The 23,110-nt window shown below is 47.1% G+C and carries 22 protein-coding genes; 10 read left to right on the top strand and 12 right to left on the bottom strand.

The features are described 5' to 3' along the window. Window positions 1-62: 62 nt before the first annotated feature. On the bottom strand, window positions 63-3,638 hold the full coding sequence (locus AC58QT_RS19440) for a DNA polymerase III subunit alpha (protein ID WP_497410447.1): 3,576 nt from the start codon (window positions 3,636-3,638) through the stop codon (window positions 63-65). Between the two features lie 123 nt (window positions 3,639-3,761). On the opposite strand from AC58QT_RS19440, the gene AC58QT_RS19435 reads away from it, so the two are divergent. The 3 genes from AC58QT_RS19435 to AC58QT_RS19425 all read left to right on the top strand — a co-directional run bounded on the left by AC58QT_RS19435 (window position 3,762) and on the right by AC58QT_RS19425 (window position 4,961). Continuing rightward, on the top strand, window positions 3,762-4,094 hold the full coding sequence (locus tag AC58QT_RS19435) for a YtrH family sporulation protein (protein ID WP_310500423.1): 333 nt from the start codon (window positions 3,762-3,764) through the stop codon (window positions 4,092-4,094). Then, the gene (locus tag AC58QT_RS19430) at window positions 4,091-4,582 is read left to right on the top strand and encodes a sporulation membrane protein YtrI (protein ID WP_497410446.1); all 492 of its coding nucleotides are present in this window, start codon (window positions 4,091-4,093) and stop codon (window positions 4,580-4,582) included. Before AC58QT_RS19435 ends, AC58QT_RS19430 begins: the two co-directional genes overlap by 4 nt. 85 nt (window positions 4,583-4,667) lie before the next feature. After that, complete coding sequence (locus tag AC58QT_RS19425) at window positions 4,668-4,961, top strand: YtpI family protein (protein WP_310500425.1); 294 nt, start codon at window positions 4,668-4,670, stop codon at window positions 4,959-4,961. Here the strand turns inward: AC58QT_RS19425 and AC58QT_RS19420 are convergent. From AC58QT_RS19420 to AC58QT_RS19390, 7 genes are all read right to left on the bottom strand, one after another. Next, entirely contained in the window at window positions 4,958-6,286 is a 1,329-nt protein-coding gene (locus AC58QT_RS19420) for a DRTGG domain-containing protein (protein WP_310500426.1), read from the bottom strand. The genes AC58QT_RS19425 and AC58QT_RS19420 overlap by 4 nt on opposite strands. 176 nt (window positions 6,287-6,462) lie before the next feature. Further along, complete coding sequence (locus AC58QT_RS19415; protein ID WP_310500427.1) at window positions 6,463-6,750, bottom strand: hypothetical protein; 288 nt, start codon at window positions 6,748-6,750, stop codon at window positions 6,463-6,465. A 101-nt stretch (window positions 6,751-6,851) separates the two neighbouring features. Then, window positions 6,852-7,580 (bottom strand): oxygen-insensitive NADPH nitroreductase, encoded by a 729-nt coding sequence (gene nfsA, locus AC58QT_RS19410; protein ID WP_497410445.1) that lies wholly within the window; start codon window positions 7,578-7,580, stop codon window positions 6,852-6,854. 529 nt (window positions 7,581-8,109) lie between these two features. Further along, window positions 8,110-9,165 carry an acyltransferase gene (locus AC58QT_RS19405; RefSeq protein WP_497410444.1) on the bottom strand — a complete coding sequence of 352 codons (1,056 nt, stop codon included), beginning with the start codon at window positions 9,163-9,165 and terminating at the stop codon, window positions 8,110-8,112. Between the two features lie 116 nt (window positions 9,166-9,281). Then, window positions 9,282-9,854 (bottom strand): ferric reductase-like transmembrane domain-containing protein, encoded by a 573-nt coding sequence (locus AC58QT_RS19400; RefSeq protein ID WP_497410443.1) that lies wholly within the window; start codon window positions 9,852-9,854, stop codon window positions 9,282-9,284. Then, window positions 9,851-10,825: an FAD:protein FMN transferase gene (locus AC58QT_RS19395; protein WP_497410442.1), complete on the bottom strand. Its 975-nt coding sequence runs from the start codon at window positions 10,823-10,825 to the stop codon at window positions 9,851-9,853. Before AC58QT_RS19395 ends, AC58QT_RS19400 begins: the two co-directional genes overlap by 4 nt. Before the next feature lie 32 nt (window positions 10,826-10,857). Next, entirely contained in the window at window positions 10,858-11,175 is a 318-nt protein-coding gene (locus tag AC58QT_RS19390; RefSeq protein WP_497410441.1) for a hypothetical protein, read from the bottom strand. 383 nt (window positions 11,176-11,558) lie between these two features. Here AC58QT_RS19390 and AC58QT_RS19385 point away from each other — a divergent pair, with 383 nt between their 5' ends. The 5 genes from AC58QT_RS19385 (at window position 11,559) to AC58QT_RS19365 (ending at window position 17,778) form a co-directional block, all read left to right on the top strand. Further along, window positions 11,559-12,950 carry a YheC/YheD family endospore coat-associated protein gene (locus tag AC58QT_RS19385; RefSeq protein WP_310500433.1) on the top strand — a complete coding sequence of 464 codons (1,392 nt, stop codon included), beginning with the start codon at window positions 11,559-11,561 and terminating at the stop codon, window positions 12,948-12,950. Window positions 12,951-12,964: 14 nt separating this feature from the next. After that, window positions 12,965-14,071: a YheC/YheD family endospore coat-associated protein gene (locus tag AC58QT_RS19380; protein WP_497410440.1), complete on the top strand. Its 1,107-nt coding sequence runs from the start codon at window positions 12,965-12,967 to the stop codon at window positions 14,069-14,071. 102 nt (window positions 14,072-14,173) lie between these two features. Beyond that, complete coding sequence (locus tag AC58QT_RS19375; protein WP_497410439.1) at window positions 14,174-15,538, top strand: YheC/YheD family endospore coat-associated protein; 1,365 nt, start codon at window positions 14,174-14,176, stop codon at window positions 15,536-15,538. Beyond that, window positions 15,538-16,665 carry a YheC/YheD family endospore coat-associated protein gene (locus tag AC58QT_RS19370; protein ID WP_310500436.1) on the top strand — a complete coding sequence of 376 codons (1,128 nt, stop codon included), beginning with the start codon at window positions 15,538-15,540 and terminating at the stop codon, window positions 16,663-16,665. Before AC58QT_RS19375 ends, AC58QT_RS19370 begins: the two co-directional genes overlap by 1 nt. A gap of 6 nt (window positions 16,666-16,671) precedes the next feature. Further along, window positions 16,672-17,778, top strand: coding sequence for a YheC/YheD family endospore coat-associated protein (locus tag AC58QT_RS19365; RefSeq protein ID WP_497410438.1), 1,107 nt, complete (start codon window positions 16,672-16,674; stop codon window positions 17,776-17,778). A 57-nt stretch (window positions 17,779-17,835) separates the two neighbouring features. Here AC58QT_RS19365 and AC58QT_RS19360 read toward each other — a convergent pair whose 3' ends face one another. From AC58QT_RS19360 to AC58QT_RS19345, 4 genes are all read right to left on the bottom strand, one after another. Continuing rightward, on the bottom strand, window positions 17,836-18,159 hold the full coding sequence (locus AC58QT_RS19360) for an ArsR/SmtB family transcription factor (RefSeq protein ID WP_497410574.1): 324 nt from the start codon (window positions 18,157-18,159) through the stop codon (window positions 17,836-17,838). Between the two features lie 79 nt (window positions 18,160-18,238). After that, window positions 18,239-19,291: a cation diffusion facilitator family transporter gene (locus AC58QT_RS19355; RefSeq protein ID WP_497410437.1), complete on the bottom strand. Its 1,053-nt coding sequence runs from the start codon at window positions 19,289-19,291 to the stop codon at window positions 18,239-18,241. Window positions 19,292-19,474: 183 nt separating this feature from the next. Further along, complete coding sequence (locus AC58QT_RS19350; RefSeq protein ID WP_310500439.1) at window positions 19,475-19,699, bottom strand: spore germination protein; 225 nt, start codon at window positions 19,697-19,699, stop codon at window positions 19,475-19,477. A gap of 75 nt (window positions 19,700-19,774) precedes the next feature. After that, window positions 19,775-20,446: an HAD family hydrolase gene (locus AC58QT_RS19345; protein ID WP_497410436.1), complete on the bottom strand. Its 672-nt coding sequence runs from the start codon at window positions 20,444-20,446 to the stop codon at window positions 19,775-19,777. Window positions 20,447-20,660: 214 nt separating this feature from the next. On the opposite strand from AC58QT_RS19345, the gene nagB reads away from it, so the two are divergent. After that, window positions 20,661-21,389, top strand: a complete 729-nt coding sequence (nagB, locus tag AC58QT_RS19340; RefSeq protein WP_310500441.1) for a glucosamine-6-phosphate deaminase — start codon at window positions 20,661-20,663, stop codon at window positions 21,387-21,389. Continuing rightward, entirely contained in the window at window positions 21,386-22,558 is a 1,173-nt protein-coding gene (gene nagA, locus AC58QT_RS19335; protein ID WP_497410435.1) for an N-acetylglucosamine-6-phosphate deacetylase, read from the top strand. Before nagB ends, nagA begins: the two co-directional genes overlap by 4 nt. Window positions 22,559-23,110 lie beyond the last annotated feature (552 nt).

Below are 23,110 nucleotides of genomic sequence, written 5' to 3'. Positions count from 1 at the left end.
CTTGCGCACAAGAATTGTGCGCTAGGACAGGAAGCGGTTGAATGGACTCGATTGAGATTTTCTCATTTCACCCGGACGGAATCCGTGCCCATAATCGTCTCGATCATGCGCATCAAATCTTTGGACGGATCGACCCGATACTGGTCGCTCAAGGCCAAGAGCTTGTTGCTGCTTTCATAGAAAAGCGCAACCGCGAGCTGGCCCTTATGCAGCTTCAGCAGCGCCTTCAGCTGCAAAAGCTTATCCGGCTGCTCACAGTCAGCCGTGATCTTGACGAACACGCGCTGCGGCTTCGCCTCAGCAGCGGCGGGTGCGACCCGCGCTGGCGCAGCGCCAGCGCGAGCCGCCTGCGGGGCAGCCGCGCGCGGTGCACGATCCCTGACGTCGTCAGGGGATCGGCGTGCCGCAGGCTGCCGGCGAAGCCGCTGGACGGCCTCCGGGTCGTCCAGCGCTGCTAGCTGCTCCGCGAGCAGCTTGGGCGGGTCCTCGTCCTGAAGCTGCAGCTTCGCACGGACGAGGACGAGCCTACCCTTCCCTACGAGCGGAGCCGCCTTCTTCCAGGTCTCGGGGAACAAGACCACCTCGACCTTATCTATGCGATCCTCGAGCTCCATGAACGCCATCGGATCACCTTTTTTGGTGACGATGGTCTTATTCGAGAGGATCATCCCGGCAACCAGAACATCGCTATGATCTGGAAGTTCCGTTAGCTGATGCAGCATCACGGCATCCAGTTCGGCAAGCTGCTCCGCATACGTATCCAGCGGATGGCCAGAAATGTACATGCCTAGCAGCTCTTTCTCCAGCTCAAGCTGCTTGGATTGCGGCATCGGAGGGATGTTCGGCACCTCGACCTCCCAATTCGGCTCTTCCACAAATCCGAATAAGTGAAGCTGTAAATCATCTCGTTCCTTACGCCATTTCGTAGCGGAAGCAATGGTTTCATCGAGAATAGCGAGATGCTGAGCACGATGACCGCCGAGTGAATCGAAGGCGCCTCCTTGGATAAGCGATTCAACAACTCTTTTATTAACTACACGAAGGTCAACCCGTCGGCAGAAATCGAGCAAGCTCTCAAACGGCGCTTTCTTTCGCTCACTAAGAATGGCATCGATGGCTTGTGTACCGACATTTTTGATGGCTGCCAAGCCGAATCGAATAGCACCAGCCTTAGAATCCGGCGTAAAGACCGTTCCACTGCCGTTCACATCCGGTGGCAGAACAGCTAACTTCACACGTCGGCATTCATCCACATACTCAGCGACCTTGCGATGATTCCCCATGACGGCGGTCAGCATCGAAGCCATGAAATAAACCGGATAATGCGCTTTGAGATAGGCTGTTTGAAAAGCCAGGACCCCATAAGCTGTTGCATGCGCTCGCGGAAAGCCATAATCGGCAAAACGCACGATCATATCATAGACCAGGTTAGCTTCGTCCGCGTTAAAGCCTTGTCGTAAACTTCCCGATACGAAATGTGTACGCTCTTCATCGAGGACTTCGCGCTTCTTTTTGGACACAGCTCTACGTAATAAATCCGCTTCTCCTAAACTGAAACCTGCCATCGAAGACGCAATTTGCATAATTTGCTCTTGGTACACGATGATGCCGTAGGTGTCCTTAAGAATGGGCTCAAGTGTTGGATGTGGATAAACAACCTCAACCTGTCCGTGTTTACCTGCTATATATTTAGGAATAAACTCCATCGGGCCCGGACGGTACAAGGCTAAGACGGAAATAATATCTTCAAATTCTGACGGCTTCAAGTCCTTGAGAACCTTACGACAGCCTGTCGACTCTAACTGAAATACGCCTGTTGTTTCCCCTTTGCTGAGCATCTCATAGGTAATATCATCGGAATCCATATTAAGGAGATTGAAGTTAACGTGAATCTCTTCCATTTGGGCCAGCCAATCGACCGTTCTTTCAATAATGGACAGTGTCCGTAAACCTAGGAAATCCATTTTGAGGAGTCCGATCGCCTCTAAATGCTCCATCGTATATTGGGTGAGTGCCGTCTGTGTCGTCCCTTCTTGTAAAGGCACGTAATGCGTCAGCGGCTCTCGCGAAATAACGACACCAGCAGCATGCGTTGAGGCATGGCGCGGCATTCCTTCAACTCGCATAGCCATCTCCAGCAGTTCTGCGGTCTTAGGTTGTCTCGCTACCATTCCTTTCAAGTCAGAGCTCGTCTGCAGCGCTTCCTTCAGCGTCATTCCAAGCTGATTAGGAATCGCTTTGGCGGCCCGATCCACGTCCCCGTAAGGAACGTTAAGTACGCGCCCGACATCCCGAACCGCAGCTTTCGCCGCCATCGTTCCGAAGGTAATAATTTGCGCTACATGCTCATGTCCATATTTGGCAACGACATAATCAATAACTTCATCCCGTCGTTCATCACTAAAATCAATATCGATATCAGGCATGGAAATCCGTTCCGGATTCAAGAATCGTTCAAAGAGCAGCTTATACTGCAAGGGGTCCACATTCGTTATGCGCAGTACATAGGCAACTAAGCTTCCTGCGGACGATCCCCGCCCTGGTCCTGTCATGATCTGTTTCTCGTGAGCGAATCGAATAAAGTCCCATACAATTAAGAAGTAATCGGAGAAGCCCATGTTCTCGATGACACCAAGCTCGTAGGCAAGGCGATCTTCCGCCTGTTTCCGCAGAGGATGACTCGGATCCTGCCACTCTGTCTTGCTCCCATAACGCTGCTCCAGACCTTGTATGCATAGCTCCTGCAGATAAACACCTGCTGTTACATGATCTGGAATTGGGCTAAAGCTCGGTAAAATCGACTTCCCGAACGTCAATTCGAGATCACAACGCGAAGCAACCACAGCTGTATTCGCAAGCGCTTCAGGCACATGGACGAATAAACGCCGCATCTCTTCCTCGCTTTTCAAATACATCTGACTTGTCCCCATCTTGAGCCGATCCGTATCTTCTACGGTTTTGCCCGTCCCAATACAAATGAGGATATCCTGCATCACATGATCTGGCTCTGTTACGTAATGGACATCGTTCGTCGCGATTAAAGGAATACCGGTTTCTTTGCTAAGTTCAATCATGGAAACCATCACTTTTTTCTGTTCAAGCATGCCGTGATCTTGGATTTCTAGAAAGAAATCGTCTCCGAAAATATCACGATAACGCTCTGCCGCTTGGCGAGCCTCATCATAGCGGTTATGAAGTAAATGCTGAGAAACCTCACTTCCTAAACAGGAGCTTAAGCAAATCAACCCTTCCGAATACTGGGACAGATGTTCTAAATCAATTCGCGGTTTATAGTGAAAGCCCTGTAGATGTGCAATCGACGTGAGCTTCATGAGATTCTGATAGCCTTTTAAATTTTTCGCAAGCAAGATAAGGTGATAAATGGGCTGCTCCTGCCGTGTTCCTTTATCCCGAATGGAACCCGCAGTGAAGTAAACTTCACACCCGATAATCGGTTTGATCCCACGTTGTTTACAAGCTTTGTAGAACGCTATGGCCCCATACATGACACCATGATCCGTCAAAGCCAGAGAGGTCATGCCAAGATTAGCCGCTTGTGAAACAAGCTCCTCCATGCGTGCCGCACCGTCTAACAAACTATATTCACTATGTACGTGCAGATGTACAAACGAACTCATCCGTGGGTCCCCCCTTCTTATTGATTTATTTCCAAGCATTTTATCATATTGGAGCTAGCCAGTCCCATACAGTAGTAGAGAGAGTTTGTCCTCCCAACTCAGTAGAAAGGAAGCGATTGGCACATGGCTGGCTTTTGGGCAAGTATTATCATGTATTTCTGTATTGCATTTGGGGTTGTATTCGGAGGAAGTATGCTAAGCGGCATCGCAGCCGTATTGACCTTGCAATCTCCAACTGAGAAAATGCTGACCATTTCAGAAAATATCAAGATCTGGGCCATGGTTGCTGCCGTTGGCGGTACCATAGATCCAATCCGTTATATTGAGAGTCATGTGGCCATCGGCCATCTCAACCCGGCAATCAAACAAGTTGTCTATATCATCGTTGCCTTTACAGGGGCACAGTTCGGAACTGCGCTCATCCAAATGATCTGCAAGGGGGGCCATCAGACTTGAGAGTCCCTCCTTTTGCCCGATACCAACGACTGCTTGCGAGCTTCGGATTACTGTTGTCGGGAGCGATCATTGGGAGCGCGGTCTATATGAGTATTCATCAACACACGTATAATGAGTTATATGTGCAGTTGCATAAGGTTTTACAGGAGAATGAAAATCTAACTTCCGATATCGCTAGTTTAAAAAAGACTAAAAATAATCAAACACTTGTCAATGTAGTCAATGTGCATTTGCTTCCCAAAAATGACACCGACATCTTTAGTGATGACATTCAAAAAGAAATTGAAGGCGATATTAAAAGCGAACTTAAAGTCGTCATTGGCCAGAAGGCCTCGTTTGTTGGCGATGCCCAGCCACTCTATGAGCGTATGATTACGCAAAGAACCTATTTTCTTCATGATAAAAAATATGTGGTTCAGGTCAAATCTATTGTGTTGATTCAGACAGAATTAACGATTTGGATCACTGCCGAGGAGAAAAAGACCTAACAGGAATTGGGGTCTCATCTTGCAATCCTGTCCTAAAATCGCTAAAGTTAATTGTAAATTCAACGATAAGGGACGGTTTGTCACCATGCACGCCATACAATTGACGTTATTCATTCTTATTTGCCTCATGCTCGGACTTACCTTGTTCTATAGCATTCGCTCACGTCGCGAGCCAGATGCCGCCAAACGAGGCTTGTATACGGCTCGTATGAACATATTCATGGGGCTTATGCTCGTGCTCATTGCGGTTACGCAGATCTTCTTCTTCAGCGAATCCAGCTTCCGCCGTATTTTTGGCACGGTACTCGTGTTGATCGGCGTTTTCAATGTTTTCGTTGGCATCCGTAATCATGGACACTTCGATCGGTTGCTGCGCTAGATCACTTGAGCGGTTAGCATCGCCTTGGAAACCAACGCACCTGCATGATAAATCTCTACATCTATCTTGCCAAATTTACGGCTCACCTCAATGATGGTGGGTCGTATTTCTATTTTGGAATCAATCTGAAGCGGCTTCAGAAAATAGGTCGACATGTTATCCATGACGAGATCCCCCTTCTTATGCTCCTGCACGATGCGGTATGCCGCCTGCGTCATAAGCGTTGTAAGAACACCTTCGGATACCGTCCCCAAATGATTCGTCATCTGCGGTGTAATAACCCCATGAAATTGCAGTTTGCCCTTCTCATCTCTAACCTCTTCCATCCCGGACCAGATCAAATCTTCGAAAGTTTCACCGTTCTGCGGCTGTTTCTGTATGGATTGCATCGCCTTCAAAATATCGCTGCGATTGAGCACGCCGACGATTTTGCGATTCATATCCACAACGGGCAACAGCTCAATACCTTCCCACACCATCATATGGGCTGCCGAGGCGACTGAAGTCTGCGGAGAAACGGTCAGCGGATTGCGTGTCATCAATTTGTCGACAGATTGCTGTGCGCTCGCACCGACCATATCTTTGGAAGTCACAACACCGATAATGCGATTCCACTCATCGACGACAGGAAAGCGGCTATAGCCGGTATCTTCGGACATGCGCTGCCAATCTTTCAATGTACTGTTCGCCTTCAAGGCGAAGAGCGCTGCACCAGAGGCGAGAATATCTTCTACGAGCATAATTTTCTTTTTGATCAAACGATCATAGATAGCTCGGTTAATCATAGATGCGACGGTAAAGGTGTCATAGCTGCTTGAAATTATCGGCAACTCCAGCTCATCCGCCAGAACTTTGACCTCTGGGCTTGTGTTAAATCCACCTGTAATGAGAACGCCTGCGCCTTGCTCGAGGGCACACAAGTGAGCCTTATTCCGGTTACCTACAATGAGTAAGCTGCCTGCCTCAATGTAGCGCATCATCGCATCTTGCTCCATCGCGCCGATGACGAACTTGTGCAGCGTCTTATGCAGCCCCTTCGCCCCACCGAGCACCTGACCGTCCACCATATTCACAACCTCGGCAAAGGTCAGTTTGTCTATGTTCTGGCGCAGTTTCTTCTCCACACGCACGGTTCCGATCCGCTCTTTGGTCGAAACGAGTCCTTGATTCTCGGCCTCTTTAATCGCGCGATAGGCTGTACCTTCGCTGACTTCCATATTTTTGGCAATTTTACGTACAGAAATCCGACTGCCAAGCTTCAAGTCTTCAATATGCCGCAAAATCTGCTCATGCTTTGTTAATGTATCGACCGAATGTGCATCCAACTGTTACACCTCATTCACTAGATCCTGTATTAGTCTGTACTACTAGTATAATCGTTCTAACGGTTAAGAACAATGAGGGTTAGGGAGAATGGGAGAATGCAAAACATCCAACCCTATTGGATTGGATGCTCTATTTTCATTATACCAAACATGTGTTCGATGTCAAAACTTTGTTGTTACTTGCGGAATTGTAAAAGCTTCCGTCTGCCCTGCACAAGCTGCTCCATTTGCCATTTTTTCATCCGATTGATTCGCAGCTGTTGTTTGCGTTTTTCTTCATCAACGCCAAGAATTTGATGTAAATGCGCGGCAATGATAAGCAGGGCCATCACGAGCCAAATGACACTAAAGATCATCGGCAAGGAACCAACCTCGCGAAATTGTAATTTGGGAATGGAATAAAATAACATCCCGACGGCTAAGCCCATGTACACGACATTTTTGAAACCTTTCAAAGGAATCACTCACCTTTCGCTCAAAATAACCTCGAACCGTTCTCTACCTATTGCCATTGTATGAGACAAGTTCTTGATATATGAGCGTATGGGTCGTATTGTGGCCAAGTTTATTCCACTTCGTAGCCTTGGCTGCTCAGAAAAGCTTTCATATGCTTCCTTGGTCGCTGCACTTTCGCAGCCATTTCCTTGGTCCATGTCGTATCGACTTTGCCGTCGGTACGCAAGTTCATGTAGCCGCGGATCGTCTCGTCGTACGCCTCGACCGCGGCTGAGTTCGGCGTGTACCGATTCTCGTGGTACACGGCCTCCAGCGGGAGCCGCGGGCGTTGCAGCGGCTCTTGATCCGGCATGCCGATGCACATGCCGAAGATCGGGTACACGAGCTGGGGCAGCCCCAGCAGCTCGGATACTTCCGCGGGCTTATTGCGCAGCCCGCCGATATAGCAGACGCCGAGGCCGAGTGACTCGGCGGCGATCGCTGCATTTTGCGCAGCTAATGCAGCGTCGACCGTGGCAATGATGAGATTCTCAGCATTGCCGGTGACTGGCGTGTCCACGTGCTGGTGGACCGCCCCCGCGAAGCGGTGAAGGTCTGCGCACCACACGAGGAAGAGCGGGCACTCGCTGACGTAAGCTTGATTGCCGGCTAGCTCCGCTAGCTGGCTTTTCATATGCTCATCGGACACGTGAATGATGCTGTACGCCTGCATATTACTTGACGTAGAGGCAGCCTGGGCAGCGCGGATAATGGCCTCTCGCTGCTCACTGCTAACGGGCGCTTGGGTGAATTTTCGAATGGAACGATGATTTTGTAGAAGTTCAATGATTGCATTCATGAATGGAGTCCACTCCTCTATCTCTTTTCTCTCAGTATCCTTGAAAATTGGGCAATTTTCAAATTTTGCTAGGGCGGGAGTGTTTTGGGAATGTAACTAGTTTGCTCGCTGTAACGGATGTGCAGGATGTCACTAGTCTGCTGGCTGTAGCGGATGTGTGGAATGTGACTAGTTTGGTGAATTGTAGGGATGTGAGGAATGTGAGTGACCTGTTTGCTGGCTATAGCGGATATTTAGTAATGCAACTACTTTGATTCTGTAACCTGACCCCGTAACTTTAGTAGATCGAAAAGATGCAAAAGTGCAGCTTTTTTCCACATTTCGGCTCAAAACTAGCAAATTGATGCGAATATGCATCTTTTTACCACATATTTATGGTTTTCATGCGAAATCTACTAAAAAAACTGCATATTTGCATGCATTTTCCATTTGCGCGAAAAAGCTCCCGCAAAAGATGCATTTTCGCAGTTTTGTGGGAGCTTTCTATAGTTAGTACGTTTATATGAATCAGGGAATTGAGGTTCCGCTCTCACTTGAAAAGCAGCTTTCTTCCCTTCCGATATAACAAAGTCAATATCCACGGTATGGCTACAATCAAGACAAACACGATGGCATTATAAACATTAAATAGTAGAATCGATCCCGGCATATGTACCTTATATTTCCACAAGGAGAGCAAGGCAGGATGCATCAAGTATACGCCGAAGGAAACCAATCCCAGCGAGACGAAAAATTGCGCAACACGCTTCCATCTTACTAGAAGCTCCTTCGCCATCCAGATCATACTCACGCCTATGCCCAGATTGTAGATTAGCCACGCGATCTCATACCACGTATTTTCAAAGGAATAGCCCCTCGATGCTAATAGATAAAGCCCTGCGTATACCAATCCGCTTACGATGGAAGCTGGAATGACCCACCCTTTGTTGCGTTCGAGCCACGCGCGGAAATTGCTATAATTCATGCCTATGGCACCACCAACGAGGAAGTAGCCAAAATAGGTAATGCACAACTCCGGTTTATGACTAATAGGACCGACCCAGTGACTGTAAATGTAGACACCTGCTTGAATCGCTAACCCCCAGAATGCGAGCGTTTTACGAAACCATGCGGCATTTCTTACTGCCCACACGAGCAGTGGAAACAACAAGTAGAACTGCACAATAATGATCATAAAATATAAATGATAGCCTGAATCTGCCCATTTTAGCTGCTCGAGAAAGACTTTCAGATCTATTTTGATTGGATGCCCTGGCGTCCATAGCCACGGATTATATATATAGTAGAAAAACGACCAAACAATATAAGGAACAAGCACTTGCCTAACACGTTTCCAATAGAAAATACCTGCTTGCTTAGCGCTCCAATTATCTGCATAAATATAGAACAACACAATACCGCTCAAAAAGATAAAGACAGGAACTGCGAAATAACTTATTTTGTTTAAAAATAAAACAAGCAACTGCGTGCTGCTGCCTTTCAAAGCCGGATCCACGGTCCAATCCGCCGTTACATGAATAAGAACAACAGCAAGGATCGAAATTGCTCTAACAATATCAAGCTCTGTGATTTTTGCTTTTGCCATATGGGTTTATTATCCTCATTTCCTTATAAATACCCTTTAACTATAGACATTTTCGACATGTTTCGCAACAAGGGAATATGTAAAAGAGCCCCAATCCAAGGGATTGAAACTCTGCGTCACAAATGATTGGTTGGACCTAACTTAACATGACGTTTCCGTATGGATTGTTGCATCCGCAATACGGTTAAACCAAGAAGGATGATGGTTGTTGCCACGTACATCATGATTGCCCAACCTTGCTTACTATCTGTTCCTAAAAAGAATCCATGGAGTAACGACAATGCAAAGATCGGATAGGACAACATATGCAGAGCAAGCCACAGCTTTCTTTTTAACTTATGCCGAATATCCGTTGTCAATAGAACAAGAAGTAAGCCATACATCGCGATTGTACCTATGCCATTCCATACCGGGCTATTTGCAGCATGAAAAGGGATTAGGAGTTCAGCCCAGTCGAAAGGCATGAAAGTATCTATAATGAGAAGAACCGTGTGAAGAAGTGCAAAGCAGGTTCCTGTTATATTGGCATATGTGTGCCATCGGAGAAGTCGGCCCTTACGTTGCCCTTTAATAGTAGGAAAGCTATAGCTAATCCCTATTACCATGCCAATGAACAAGGTGAGATAGGATAGGATACCGAATGATCGAATGAGTATCCAAGTAGGTAATTCAACCAACATATGAATCATAGGCATCTTACTCCTTTCAGACCTGTCCAGAATAATTCCATGCTGCCGAAACGTGGCTTCACATGACACATATCACCGGCTGAGGTGAACAATAGAGCTTCCATTCCCTGGGCCTTGCTCTGAAAGAGGGGGACACCATCCTCAATACCTTGCATACACAGCACTTTGGCCCATACTTCACATGCAATCAAATCTTGACCGGCGACGGTGCACTGCACCACATCGGATAGACTGGGCTGCATCGTACGTGTGTCAATGAGGTGATGCCTCTCTCCTTCACTCGTTTGCCAACGCCTATGCCATTTACTCGAGGTAGCTACAGCACCCGTTACGAGCTCAACCGAAGCTTCTTGGGACGTATCCGATACATCCGATGCATAGGGATTTGCAATACCAATACACCAGGGCTCCTTCTCCGATGATCCTCCCCACACGACCACATCGCCGCCTGCATTGATGAATCCTCTATTCACTTGCCAAACCATCTGTAGGTGATTCGCTGTGTGTTGGGCTGTCCAGCTCTTCACGATCCCGCCAAAATCCAACCGATGTCCCTCCGGGATGCGAACTGATTTCATTCTAGCATCTACTAGCAGTGACATGCCTAATTTGCCAAGGGGCTGCTGCTGTTCAATCTCTACAGGACTTTCCTGTATGAGCTCAAAAGAATGTCTATATCCGGCATGCGCTATCGCTCGTCCAACACCAATATCAAAAGCGCCATTCGTGTGTTCCTGATAGTACTTCGCTAACTCAAGTACCTCGAGCATGCTGTCAGAAACGAAACTTAGCTGCCCGCTTCTCGCATTGAGATACGAACATTCACTTGTAGAAAGAAAACGGCTAAACCGTTGTTCTGCCTGCACGAAACGATTCAATACGGGGATTTCAAGATTAGCCAAAGGCACATCGGATTCCAGAAGGAGCTGCACCTGTGCATTCATGGATCGAAATGTGAGCTCGTGAAACATACGATATCAACTCCCTTCCTAGCTCCAAAAGACTAGGATGCACGGCTTCTAGTATGGGACTTTATTTGTGAACGGGATTGCGAGAACGAATCGTCCGTCTCATTCAGTTGGTCGCGGCTTCGTCCCGTGCGCTCCATTTTCGCAGCTGCATTTTTATCGAGAGGTTCTGATGATGAGCTATCTTGCCTTTGTTGTATGGTAACGGGGACGATAGGCAGCTTGGCATTCGCCGCTTCGCGAACTGCTGCTAGGAACTCTGGGCTCTCTTTGACTTCTTGAAACAAATAAACAACAATCATCGCGACAACGATTGCAATCTGCCACTTCGTCCATCTCGAGGATACTTTCATACCTCATCCATCCCATCTCAACGATTAAGAATCTAAGCTCATTATACGCGGTTATGGGCTTAAAATCCTGAATAATTCCTAAAAAATGGCTGAATACTCCCTGAAGTTATGTTTGAAGAATGGGCGCTTTCCGGCAGAAGCCTAGGCACAAAGGGAAATATGTCCTCATATGATGGAGTAGTTTACTTTGCTTGAGCAGTAATACCATTGTGACCATATGAGAAAAGATACGTTTTCGATGAACGAAAATAGCTTTCTTGTTGGCGATAAAATCTAACTTTCCCGGGGCCCCCGCAAAGGTCACTTTGTAGGGGAGAATAGCGGTCGATCATCCTTGAATGACCTCGATAGGGATTTTCTCATGCTGGAAGGAGTGTTCACTATTGACCAGAACGAAAGTTGGCGTATCCATTCAAAGCACCAGCATTTATTTGGATGATCGGACCGTTGTTCTAAGTGCAGCCATTGCAAAAAAATGGAAAGTTCCATCCAATCAAATGATTAACATGCGATTCGGCTCTTATCAGCAGGATGTCAAAGTGGTCACAGCTGCTGTACCGAATAGCCTCCGCGTCGACCCTGCGCTTGCATCTAAGATAGGTCTTCAACAAGGGGCTCGGCTTACGATCAACTATAAGCCAACTTCGAATACAATGTCGATTGGACCCTTAATTGGCGTAATGATTAGCCGCGTTAATGCGAGTTCCCAGAGTCGCCCATTCGGTCCAATTACCACCTTTTGCAAAGAGTTGACTGTTGCTTGTGATCAATTAGGGGCTAGTGTATGTTTCTTCCCACCCAAAGAAATGCGCGCCAATCCCCAATCCATTTCTGCTTATTCCTACGCAAATGGCTCTTGGAGTAAAAGAACGTTCCCTATTCCGAATGTCATCTACAATCGACTCACCTCACGCAAGTACGAGAATATGACCAATGTTCAGCAGTTCATGAAAGACGTCAAATCTCGCTATGGCACGGAAATTTTTAATGAGAAATATTTGAACAAAACAGAAGTGTTTGAAGCTTTACGCAAAGATAGCTCATTGCATACCTACTTACCTGAGTCTCATCTTTTCAAAAACTTTCAAATGCTGAAATCTATGGCCGGCCGCCACAGCACGCTATTTCTTAAACCAATTACTGGAAGTCTTGGCAATGGCATTATTCGAATTCGAAGAGATGGCCTTGGTGAATCGTATACAGCTCATTCAACTAGTCTTGCTGGTGTACGCAGACAAACGTTCCCTTCTTTGCTAGCCGTGTTTCAATCCATTTCTGGGAAGCTGAAAACGCAGCGCTTTCAAATCCAACAAGGTCTTGATCTCATCACAACTGAGGGAAATCCAATTGACTTCCGTGCACTTGTACAGCGGGGGGAAAAAGGAGAATGGGAAATTACTTCCATTGTCGGTCGGATTGCAGGTGCGCAGCACTTTGTTTCCAACTTGGCACGAGGCGGATCCTTATCCACTGTACCGGCAGCGTTAGCCAAAGCCTCTTTCTCGACAACTGCAGCCCGCGCCTCCATTATACGTCGATTACGCAAAGCCTCGTTGGATATTGCTAAAGGAATCGAAACTCAGATTCCCAGTCATTTCGGTGAATTAGGCATTGATCTTGCCGTAGATCGATTAGGTAGAGTTTGGCTGCTTGAAGTGAACTCCAAACCTTCGAAAGACGATAATACAGCTCTTAACACAGATAATACTAAAAATAAAATCAGGCCTTCTGTCAAAACATTAGTCAAATACGCTCGCTTTCTAGCGAAGTATTGAGGTGAATGATGCGAATGCGAACACAACGCCCTTTGTTAGGTATCATGGTTACCGAACTAAACCGCGACCTTCCTTTTGCCAGCTCCACTTTCTATCAGAATCTAACCATACAGGGTGCTAACAAGGGCATCGATGTGTTTGTTTTCTCGCCTAATCGCATCGATTGGTTGCAAGCAATGGTACGGGGTTATATGTATGATCGGACACAGTTGGCCTGGATTACCAAGCTGTTCCCTCTTCCATCACTTATTTACGATCGTTGCTTCTTCTGTACGAAGCAGAGTTATCTCACGTATCAATATCATGTGCGCAAGTTGCGAGAAATCCCCTCCATCCGCTTTCTAGGTTACGGACTTGGCGGCAAATGGGAAGTAGGCCAGATTCTCCATCAAGATGCTGCTCTCCGTCCCTTCTTGCCAGAGACTAGTCAATTACGGAGCGGTCAGCAACTTGACACGTGGCTGCAGAGTCAGCAAGACGTATTCCTAAAACCCCAAGGTGGAAGTCAAGGCAAAGGTGCCATACACATACACAAAGATGGCCACCTTTTTCAAGTAAAAGGAAGAGATGGACGTAACCAACCCGTAGCAGCAGAGTTCCAAGAATGGACCACTTGCTGGCAGTGGCTGAAGCGTTTATTAGGCTCACGTCCCTACCTCCTGCAACAATATTTGCATCTCCACGCGATGAACGGGATGTCTTACGATGTTCGTTCCTTAGTACAGAAAAACGGACGCGGAAATTGGGAACACACAGGAGTGGCCGTTCGCGTAGGTCAACCGGGAAGCATTACCTCCAATCTGCATGGCGGAGGCACTGCCGAAGACGCAAGCGATTATCTCACCAGAGAATTTGGTCAATCGAAGTCTACGCAACTGATGGATACGATCGATATGCTATCTAAGCACATACCATCCGTACTGGAGTCCTATCATGGTCGACTAGCCGAGCTAGGCATTGATTTCGGCATTGATACCAGCGGATGCGTGTGGATTCTAGAAGTTAATTCAAAGCCGGGCCGAACGATTTTCGCCCGTTTGCATAATGAACGAGCACGAACGAAATCAATTACAAATCCGATCCACTATGCTGGATTTTTGTTGAACAAACAGCTGAGCTGACAGGAGCTAAGCTTTGTTTGAATGTGCTCATGGGGGCAGAATGTCATCTGCTTGTTTGACACGGAAAGCCCCGTAGGGCAACAAGTTTAGGAGGGTAACCTAATGAGTTTGACATCGTGTATGCTCCACGCCGTACAACGAACAGATAGATCGGTCTACTTAACGAGTGATCTCGCCAAAGCTTTACGGTTAACCGGAACTAAATCCATTACTGTAAAGGTTGGGAGTAAAGGGACTTCGTTACCGGTCCGTTTGATCAAAAAAAGTGGTCAGCATATGTACATCCCGCTTTCCCTAATGGCCTCCTTGCGTATACCTCGCACAGGGAATGTGTTAGTCATCAATACCAACAATAAAGAACTTCGCATCGGCCCGCTTATTGGCGTTCTAACCAATGTGGAAAGCGGCACATCACCTTTCGGTTCCAAAACAGGCTTCATTCGTCAAGTGATCAACACAGGTTCACAACGCTCTTTCAGCTTTGCTTTTAGCCCTAAGAGTGTGAATTGGATTTCAGAAACCGTATCAGGCATAATCCCCAAAGAAGGCGGAGGTTGGACACGTAAAACATTCCCGCTCCCAGATGTTATCTACAATCGGCTATCCAGCCGTAAAGCAGAGAAATCAGCAGGTATGGAGGGATTTAAGAATCGCTTCGTGGGACGGGGAATTCCGATCTTTAACTGGAGCTTCTTTGATAAATGGGATGTTTACAAATTATTAGACGGCGACGAAGCATTTCGTTTCGTACCTGAATCCCGTATTAATCCCACTGCCGAACAGATCAAAGATATGCTCGATAAACATAAATTTATTTACTTGAAACCAACAGCAGGCAGCTTAGGCATCGGTATTTATCGCGTTACTTATAATCCGAAGCGCGGTTATTTCGTCCGGTATCGAAAAGCCAATAAAAATGTACTGATTCGTTATTCCAAATTTGAAGGCTTGATGCAGATGCTGGGAACAGGACGGGGTCGATTAGCAAGCTATGTTGCCCAACAAGGGATTCGGCTTATAGAAATTGATAATTGCCCTATCGATTTCCGTTTTCATTTAACCAAAAACGGTAGTAATCAGTGGGTCGTTGCTGCCATTGGCGCTAAGAAATCTGGTAAAGGCAGTGTTACCACACATATCCGCAACGGCGGCCAACTCATGACACCTGAGCAGGTTCTTCGTTTAGTTTATGGGGCACGTGGGGAACAGATTCTCGAAAATGCCAAGGAAACAGCGATTAAGCTCGCGCAAGGCATTGAAAATAATTACAATCATTTGCTCGGTGAACTTGGATTCGATATCGGTATTGATCAAAATGAAAAAATATGGATGTTTGAAGCCAATGCGAAACCTGGTCGATCGATTTTCAAACATCCCTCATTAAAAGACGGAGATAACGCCACACTGCAAAGTGTCTATGAGCATTGCCTTTATTTGAGCCGCTTCCGCTCAAGGAGGGAGAACTAATGGGTTTTACCCTTCATGAGAAATCTTCTAAACCTACATTAGCTATCCTCACGGTAAAAGACAGTTCCCGTGTATTTCGGGGAAACTTAGATAACTTTCTTGATCTGATTCGAACAGGCGAACGCTATGGGCTCGACGTGTATGTCGTAACTACGAAAGACTTCAGTATTTCAAACTCTGAAATGTACGGTTATCGCTTTCACCCAAGTGCGAAGAAATGGAGCAGGGAACTCGTTCCCTCTCCTCAAGTTGTCTATAACCGTATTCCCTACCGCAAAATGGAAATGAAACCAGAGGTTCAACAAACCATTCAAGCCTGCAAGCGCAGCACCAGCATTCATTTATTCAATCCTTCCTTTTTTAACAAATGGACATTATTCAGTTGGTTAAATAGCGCGAAGGAAAGTAAGCCGTTCATGCCTGATACGTTGCAAATGAATGAAGCGTCCGATGTTTCCCAATTACTACAGAAGCACCCCGTCCTTTACTTGAAACCCGTTAAAGGTAAAGCAGGCATGGGGATTATGCGGATAGATCGCGTAAATGCGAAGGGACACAGTGGACACTATCGTTTAAGCCGTCTTCATGAGAAGAAAATGGTTTATAGCTATCACAATACGGCAGATGATATCTGGCAGGAATGGGACCGTCATCGCGGTGGCCAAGATTATATCGTCCAACAAGGTATTGCACTTACCCGATTCAAAGAACGTGCCTATGATTTGCGTGCTCTAGTCCAGAAAACCGCAAAAGGTGAATGGAATGTTTCGGGTATTGGAGCCCGAGTTGCTGGTAAAGCAAGTATTACGACACACGTTCCGCGCGGAGGCTCGATTGACGAACCGCGAAAGCTGCTCACCTATGCTTTTGGAGCTAAAGAAGCCAAAAACATTTTAAAACGAGTGGGAGCCGCGGTTGTTACCTTAGCCACTCAAATAGAGAAATCATCGGGTAATCCACTTGGCGAAATGTCGATGGATATTGGTGTTGACACTTCTGGACACATCTGGTTCTTTGAGGCAAATTCGAAGCCAATGAAATTCGACGAACCCCGAATCCGCCAGAAATCACTTGAACGAATTATTCAATACAGCTTGCATTTGATTAATTCTAGGAGAAGAAGGTGATTATGCTTGGCTCAAGAACGACTAGGCGTACTCGCTATCTATCTAAACAACTCACGACTTGAAGAACTGGCTTATTTCAAACGGCTAAGCAAGGAAGGCCAACGACTAGGCGTTCAAGTTGAGGTATTCACTCCGGCGGATGTACAGGGAAACGCAGTGCGAACACTCACATTTGACTCCAATCGAGGAAGATGGCTTCGGAAATACACCACCTTACCTCCCATTATCTATGATCGTTGCCGCTATAAAGCCGCGGCGAATTATCATATGCTTCAAGCCTTTCGCAATCGACATGCCAAGCTCATCTATTTAAGTAAACCACTCGCGAATAAATGGTCAATGCATCAAACCTTATCTCAAAGCGCAGCTATACGTCCCTATCTCCCCGCCACAGTTCGCTACAGTTCGATCTCCGAGTTAACGAAGTTTCTAAAGAAATATAAGCTCATTTATGTTAAACCGAAGAATGGCACTGGGGGAAGAGGGATTCTACGAATTGAACAAATCTCCCCCGATTTGTATTTGTTGCAAGGTAGAAATCAATATCGCTCCATCATCGCGCCTTTCAGAGCGAATGAAAGACAGCTGGCCATCAAGCTGCATACGCTGAATTTGAGCCCTGACTATGTCGTTCAGCAAGGCATTCATCTGACTCTGAATGACGGTCGTGTTCATGACTATCGTTTGCTTATTCAGAAAAATGGTCAAGGTGAATGGGAAGTAACGGGGTGTGCAGGAAGAATCGGTCCTCATCGCAGTATTACATCGAATCTTCACGGCGGCGGTACGGCTGTAACGCAAGATCGCTTGTTAAGTTATCGGTTCCCTTCCCCAGAGAAAAGAGAATCCATCAAGGAAGAGATGAACGAATTCGCTTATAAACTGGCCGACTACTTGGAAGTCAAATTCGGTAAGCTGTGTGAGTTGGGCATGGACATCGCCGTCGATCTCAAAGGCAATGTCTGGCTGCTTGAAGTGAATCCGAAGCCTTCCCGGGAAGTATTCCGGAGAATTGGTCAGCATGCCACTTACCAGAAAGCCGTCACACGACCACTCGAATATGCGCTCTGGATGCTCAGTCAAAAAAAAAGCGTTGACGATAGGAATGATTAATAACATATAAAAATAAGCGTTGCACTCCATAGAGTGAACGCTTGTTTTTTGTGCAGCTTAGTCGTGACCTAGATGCCCCATCGTTTGAACAAAAATCTGCTCAATATGCTCATCATCCAGGGAGTAGTAGACCGTCTTTCCTTCTTTGCGTCTCTTGACAATATGCAGATCCCTTAAATACCTTAGTTGATGTGAAACCGCAGATTGCTCCATCCCTATTCGCATCCCGAGATCATGAACACAAAGCTCTTTATTTAGCAAAAAATATATAATTTTAACGCGTGTTGGATCTCCCAAGGCTTTGAAAATCTCAGCAATCCCAATCGCTTGCTCATCGGCTAGCCCAATCTCGTTCTCAACTTGATTCGGATCCGAATGCACGCAGCTGCAATCCTCAGCGACCGTATTTACTTCCAGCAATCCTTTATCCACGCTTATCCCCTCCTGACTTCGCTACTTTTTATACTTGAAGAGCCTGGTGGTTGTTCGTTGACTTCTCGATTTGGATCGTCGCGTGCGTTATGCCAAATTGTTTCTCAATCGCAGTAATCCCTTGTTGCAGGATGACTTGACTGTCTTGATCATCCTTTATCAGCAGATGGCAGCTTAAAGCTTCCATACCCGAAGTAATCGTCCACACATGTAAATCATGTACATCAACGACACCCTCAATACCTTCTAGGACTTGTTTCACAGATGTCATCGAGATCGCATACGGTGTTCCTTCCATTAAGATGTGAAGCGTTGATTTAAGTACAGCCCATGCCCCCTTCAAAATAAGAAGAGACACAATCATACTTATGATCGGATCGGCCACATACCACCCAAACAGAAGCATCAAAGCACCAGCAATGATTGCACCTACAGAGCCTAACGCATCTCCTAATATATGCAAATAAGCACTGCGTAAATTCAAATTGCCATGAACATCTCCCTTGCGCATGAGCGACCAGGCACTTAATAAATTGGCGAGTAGACCGATACACGCAATCAACATCATAGACCCGCTAGCAACGACTGTAGGCTGAAGGAAACGTTCAATGGCTTCCCATATAATGAATCCAGCAATGACGAATAACGTCACCGCATTAAAGAGTGCAGCCAATATCTCAAAACGATGAAAACCGAAGGATAATCGCCCCGTCGTCGGCTTCGCTGCAAACCACAGTGCCAATAGACTTAATGCTAATGCACCAGCATCGCTTAACATATGGCCCGAATCCGAGAGCAGCGCCAAGCTATTCGTCCAGAGGCCGCCAACAAATTCAAGTAACATGATGCCCGCTGTTATGCATAAGGCAATGAGTAATCCCGCCTTATTACCAGAATGTCCATGATGATGCCCATGTCCGTGATGATGATGGCCGTGTCCATGACTGTGTCCATGATGATCGTCATGACCGCTATGGCTGTGATGGCTGTGCCCTTCATGAGCTTGATGCTCATGGCCTTTCTTCTCATGCCCATGGTCATGTCCACATGCGTGTTCCTTTTCCGAATCATGCTGATGCATGGCATTCCCTCCCTAGCTGCTCACAAATGAGGTCTATATCTTTATATATGAATGATTGCTCATATGTTAATAATAAATAAGCAGACTTGCCAGTGTCAATAGGCTTCACCAAAAATAAAAGACCGATTCATCAACTCACGTATGTGAGTTTGAATCGGTCTTCACCATGCTCAGCTCCATGGACTAGGTCCCTGTCGCTGTTTTATTCGCCCCCGCTTCAATCACGTCAGGATCTAACGTAATCGTTGCACTGAAAACGGATGTGGATATCGAGAAATCCCCTGTGATTCCACCGCCAGCTCCTGTATATGTTTTGGAGGCACTTGTCGGGGCAATGACAGCTGTATCTCCGTTAATCAGGTTTCCTTCATTCCTTATAATATTAAATATTCCTACAAAAGAAGGCATTCTGATCAGCACCTTTATCTCTCAATGTGCTACAGTGTATGCCCAAAGGACCCGCTTTGCGACAACCTGCGTGAATTAGGATAAATGATCAAGCAACTCTGCAAATCGACCGATTCGAATATGTGCGCCCTCGAGCTCACCAGCATCTCGGAAGCCTGCGTAATCGCAAGCTGCAACGGTCAAGTTATTGCGAAGTCCTGCCTCTACATCGGACGAGCGATCTCCAACCATCCAAGCGGACTGAATCCCGTGTTTTTCCAGCAAGATTTGGACTAAATCTACTTTGGATCTCGTTTGGTACTCGCCGGCACTGAATAAGCCTTCAAAAAGATGAGCAATTCCCATCGCACCTACAACTTGTTTGACATAATCCTCTAACCCGTTGCTGGCTACAAATAAACGAACACCTTTCGCATGCAAGATTTGCAAGGTTTCTGCCACACCTTCATACAACACGCCGCGGCCCTCCTGCAGCCCGTCAATCTGGTATTTAATCAATAACTTGTCCGCTTCCTGATGTACAGCAACAGGCGCCTCTGGCATGACACGCATCCAGATATGTTCAAGAAGCATGCCCAATGCACCTAGAATTCGTTCCTCTGGCGGTGTCTCGCCTTCATAAATACCTTTTGCTCGAAGTTCGTCGAATGTCGCATGGTACGCTGGTAAAAGTAAGGTTTCCGTTTGAAATAAAGTCCCATCCAAATCAAACAGCATTGCTTCTGGCAGTTGTCCCCGAGTAGTCATCTTCTTACTCCTTTATTATGAATAAATTAGTTGTAATGATCTAAGTTAAGAATGGCAAACATACCCATGTAAGTCAATGTACAATCATGGAAAATGCTTATTGCCGATCTTAATAATTTCAGTTATGATTGAAATGAGAATAATTTGATCAAAAAATGATATTTTCATGCAAAATAAATTGAACTTTCATCTCTGAAAGCGAGGAATAATGATTATGAATCTTCATATTTTCCAAAACCAACAAGAACTGAACGAAGCAGGTGCAGGTATTATCACCTCCCTCGTTCAAATGCAGCCAAAAGCCGTTCTCGGCTTGGCAACCGGCGGAACACCCGTAGGCATATACGAAGAACTGGTGAAGGCTTATCAAAAAGGCCGCGTTAGTTTTAAACAAGTAACGACTTTTAACCTAGATGAGTACGTCGGCTTACCTGACGACCATTCTGAAAGCTACCATGCCTATATGCAGCAGCATTTATTTGCTCATATCGACCTTCCTGCTGAATCCGCTCATATTCCGAATGGTAATGCCTCTGATTTGGAAGCAGAATGTGCGCGATTCAATCAACTTTTGGATGACGCCAAGCAAATCGATCTTCAAATTCTAGGGCTTGGTCATAACGGACATATCGGCTTTAATGAGCCTGACGATTCCCTAATTAGCGGCACTCACCGCGTAGAATTAAAAGAAGAAACACGTGAAGCGAATGCTCGTTACTTCGATTCCATCCATGATGTGCCTACGCACGCTTTGACAATGGGAGTGGGTACGATTCTTAAAGCCAAAACCATCCTTTTAATTGTACGTGGTGCAGATAAAGCAGAAATCGTACACCGTGCCCTTACAGGACCTATTACGACCGAAGTTCCAGCCACACTGCTTCAGACGCATCCTCACCTTGTTGTTCTACTGGACGCTGAGGCTGGGAGGCTGTTCGAATGAGCGAACTTCTCATCACAAATGCCAAGGTCGTTACCGAACAAGGCGTCATTGACAATGGATTGGTTCACGTCATTGATGGCAAATTAGCGTACGTAGGTGAGTTAGCAGGTTCGAAGGCAGACCCTGCTAGTCCAGACGCGGTACGAATTGATGCCAGCGGCAAATGGCTGCTGCCTGGCTTCATCGACGTTCACGTGCATGGCGGTTATGGCGCTGATTTTATGGACTCTAATCCGGAAACATTAGATACGATTACTCAGTTTCATGCTTCGCATGGCACAACGGGCATGTTGGCCACGACGATGACCGCTACGCGTGAAGCGATTGATCGCGTGCTAGTTGAAGTGCAAAGCTATATGGAGCAGGAGATGCCTTACGCTCAGCTGCTTGGCGTGCACTTGGAAGGTCCTTTCATCTCGCCCAAGTGGGCGGGCGCTCAAGATCCGAAGCTCATGGTCACGCCGCAGCTTGATTGGTTGAGGGATTGGCATGAGCGATTCCCACAGCTCATGAAGCAGTTGACGCTAGCCCCCGAGCGCGAGGGAGGCCATGAGATGATCGCGTGGCTGCGCGATCAAGGCATCGTTGCCGCATGCGGCCACACGGACGCCTCCTACGCCGACATTCAGGCGGCGGCGGAAGTGGGGCTCTCCCATGCGGTGCACACATTCAACGCGATGAAGCCACTGCATCATCGCGAGCCAGGGACCGTCGGTGCGGTGCTCACCGACGCGCGCATCAGCGGCGAGGTGATCGCCGATGGCATTCACGTGCATCCAGCAGCGATCAAGCTGCTGACGATGGTGAAGCAGCCGCATGGCTTGCTGCTGATCACGGACGCCATGTCCGCTGCCGGGCTCGGCGACGGGCAGTATGACCTTGGCGGCCAAGCCGTGACCGTGCAGTCGGGCGTTGCCCGGCTGACGGAGGGCGGCGCGCTCGCCGGCAGCACGCTGACGATGATCGAGGCACTCCGGTTTATGGTGCGCGAGGTCGGTGTCAGCGTCGCAGACGCGAGCCGCTATGCGAGCGGTAATCCGGCGCGGCTGCTTGGCCTCGCGGATACGCACGGCTCGATTGCCAAAGGCAAACACGCCGACTTGCTGCTGCTCAGCTCGGAGCTGGAGCTGGAGCAGGTATGGGTGCACGGCTCGGCGCTGAAACAATAACTATGCACATAGGGGGCGTTCCTGTCCCCAGTGCTTTTTAGAAAAGGCCCTTTCGGGCCTTTTTTTGCTTTGCGCCGGCGGTAGAGGCAGCCGGCTTTTTCTCTTGATTTAACGCCCCTTTTGGGCGTTAAATCCTCCCTTGCGACACGCACCCGCGCGAATAAGACCCGAAAAGGGTCTTATTCCGCTGCGCTCCGGCTTCTGCGGGCTCTTTCTCTTGATTTAACGCCCCTTTTGGGCGTTAAATCCTCCCTTGCGACACGCACCCGCGCAAATAAGACCCGAAAAGGGTCTTATTCCGCTACAGCGGCAGCACATCGTAACGATCATCAATGCGCAAAGTACTCCGTACATCATTGCTGTCAGTGAGGATTACGCCCACAGCTGAAATGAAGAATTTACTTGCTTGATTCGATTGACTTATAAAAAACGACTATCTATACTTGTCGAGAAAGGAAGTGGTCCGGTCTATGTACCAGCTCATCATCTTTACGCCAGAGAAAACCCATTCAATAAAATAATGGGCCTCAGGCGAATAGCAATAATTCAACA

Source organism: Paenibacillus sp. J31R109 (genome assembly GCF_059692055.1).
Note: the sequence above shows the minus strand (reverse complement) of the source record. Positions and strands in the feature narration are given on the sequence as shown.

Bases quoted from the DNA above. Each gene is read 5' to 3' on its own strand.
- nagA (WP_497410435.1), top strand. From the start codon at position 21,386: ATGAGCGAACTTCTCATCACAAATGCCAAGGTCGTTACCGAACAAGGC.
- AC58QT_RS19425 (WP_310500425.1), top strand. From the start codon at position 4,668: ATGCACGCCATACAATTGACGTTATTCATTCTTATTTGCCTCATGCTC.
- AC58QT_RS19440 (WP_497410447.1), bottom strand. From the start codon at position 3,638: ATGAGTTCGTTTGTACATCTGCACGTACATAGTGAATATAGTTTGTTA.
- AC58QT_RS19390 (WP_497410441.1), bottom strand. From the start codon at position 11,175: ATGAAAGTATCCTCGAGATGGACGAAGTGGCAGATTGCAATCGTTGTC.
- nagB (WP_310500441.1), top strand. From the start codon at position 20,661: ATGAATCTTCATATTTTCCAAAACCAACAAGAACTGAACGAAGCAGGT.
- AC58QT_RS19370 (WP_310500436.1), top strand. From the start codon at position 15,538: ATGGGTTTTACCCTTCATGAGAAATCTTCTAAACCTACATTAGCTATC.
- AC58QT_RS19400 (WP_497410443.1), bottom strand. From the start codon at position 9,854: ATGATTCATATGTTGGTTGAATTACCTACTTGGATACTCATTCGATCA.
- AC58QT_RS19405 (WP_497410444.1), bottom strand. From the start codon at position 9,165: ATGGCAAAAGCAAAAATCACAGAGCTTGATATTGTTAGAGCAATTTCG.
- AC58QT_RS19380 (WP_497410440.1), top strand. From the start codon at position 12,965: ATGCGAACACAACGCCCTTTGTTAGGTATCATGGTTACCGAACTAAAC.
- AC58QT_RS19350 (WP_310500439.1), bottom strand. From the start codon at position 19,699: ATGCCTTCTTTTGTAGGAATATTTAATATTATAAGGAATGAAGGAAAC.
- AC58QT_RS19435 (WP_310500423.1), top strand. From the start codon at position 3,762: ATGGCTGGCTTTTGGGCAAGTATTATCATGTATTTCTGTATTGCATTT.
- nfsA (WP_497410445.1), bottom strand. From the start codon at position 7,580: ATGAATGCAATCATTGAACTTCTACAAAATCATCGTTCCATTCGAAAA.
- AC58QT_RS19375 (WP_497410439.1), top strand. From the start codon at position 14,174: ATGAGTTTGACATCGTGTATGCTCCACGCCGTACAACGAACAGATAGA.
- AC58QT_RS19345 (WP_497410436.1), bottom strand. From the start codon at position 20,446: ATGACTACTCGGGGACAACTGCCAGAAGCAATGCTGTTTGATTTGGAT.
- AC58QT_RS19355 (WP_497410437.1), bottom strand. From the start codon at position 19,291: ATGCATCAGCATGATTCGGAAAAGGAACACGCATGTGGACATGACCAT.
- AC58QT_RS19395 (WP_497410442.1), bottom strand. From the start codon at position 10,825: ATGTTTCACGAGCTCACATTTCGATCCATGAATGCACAGGTGCAGCTC.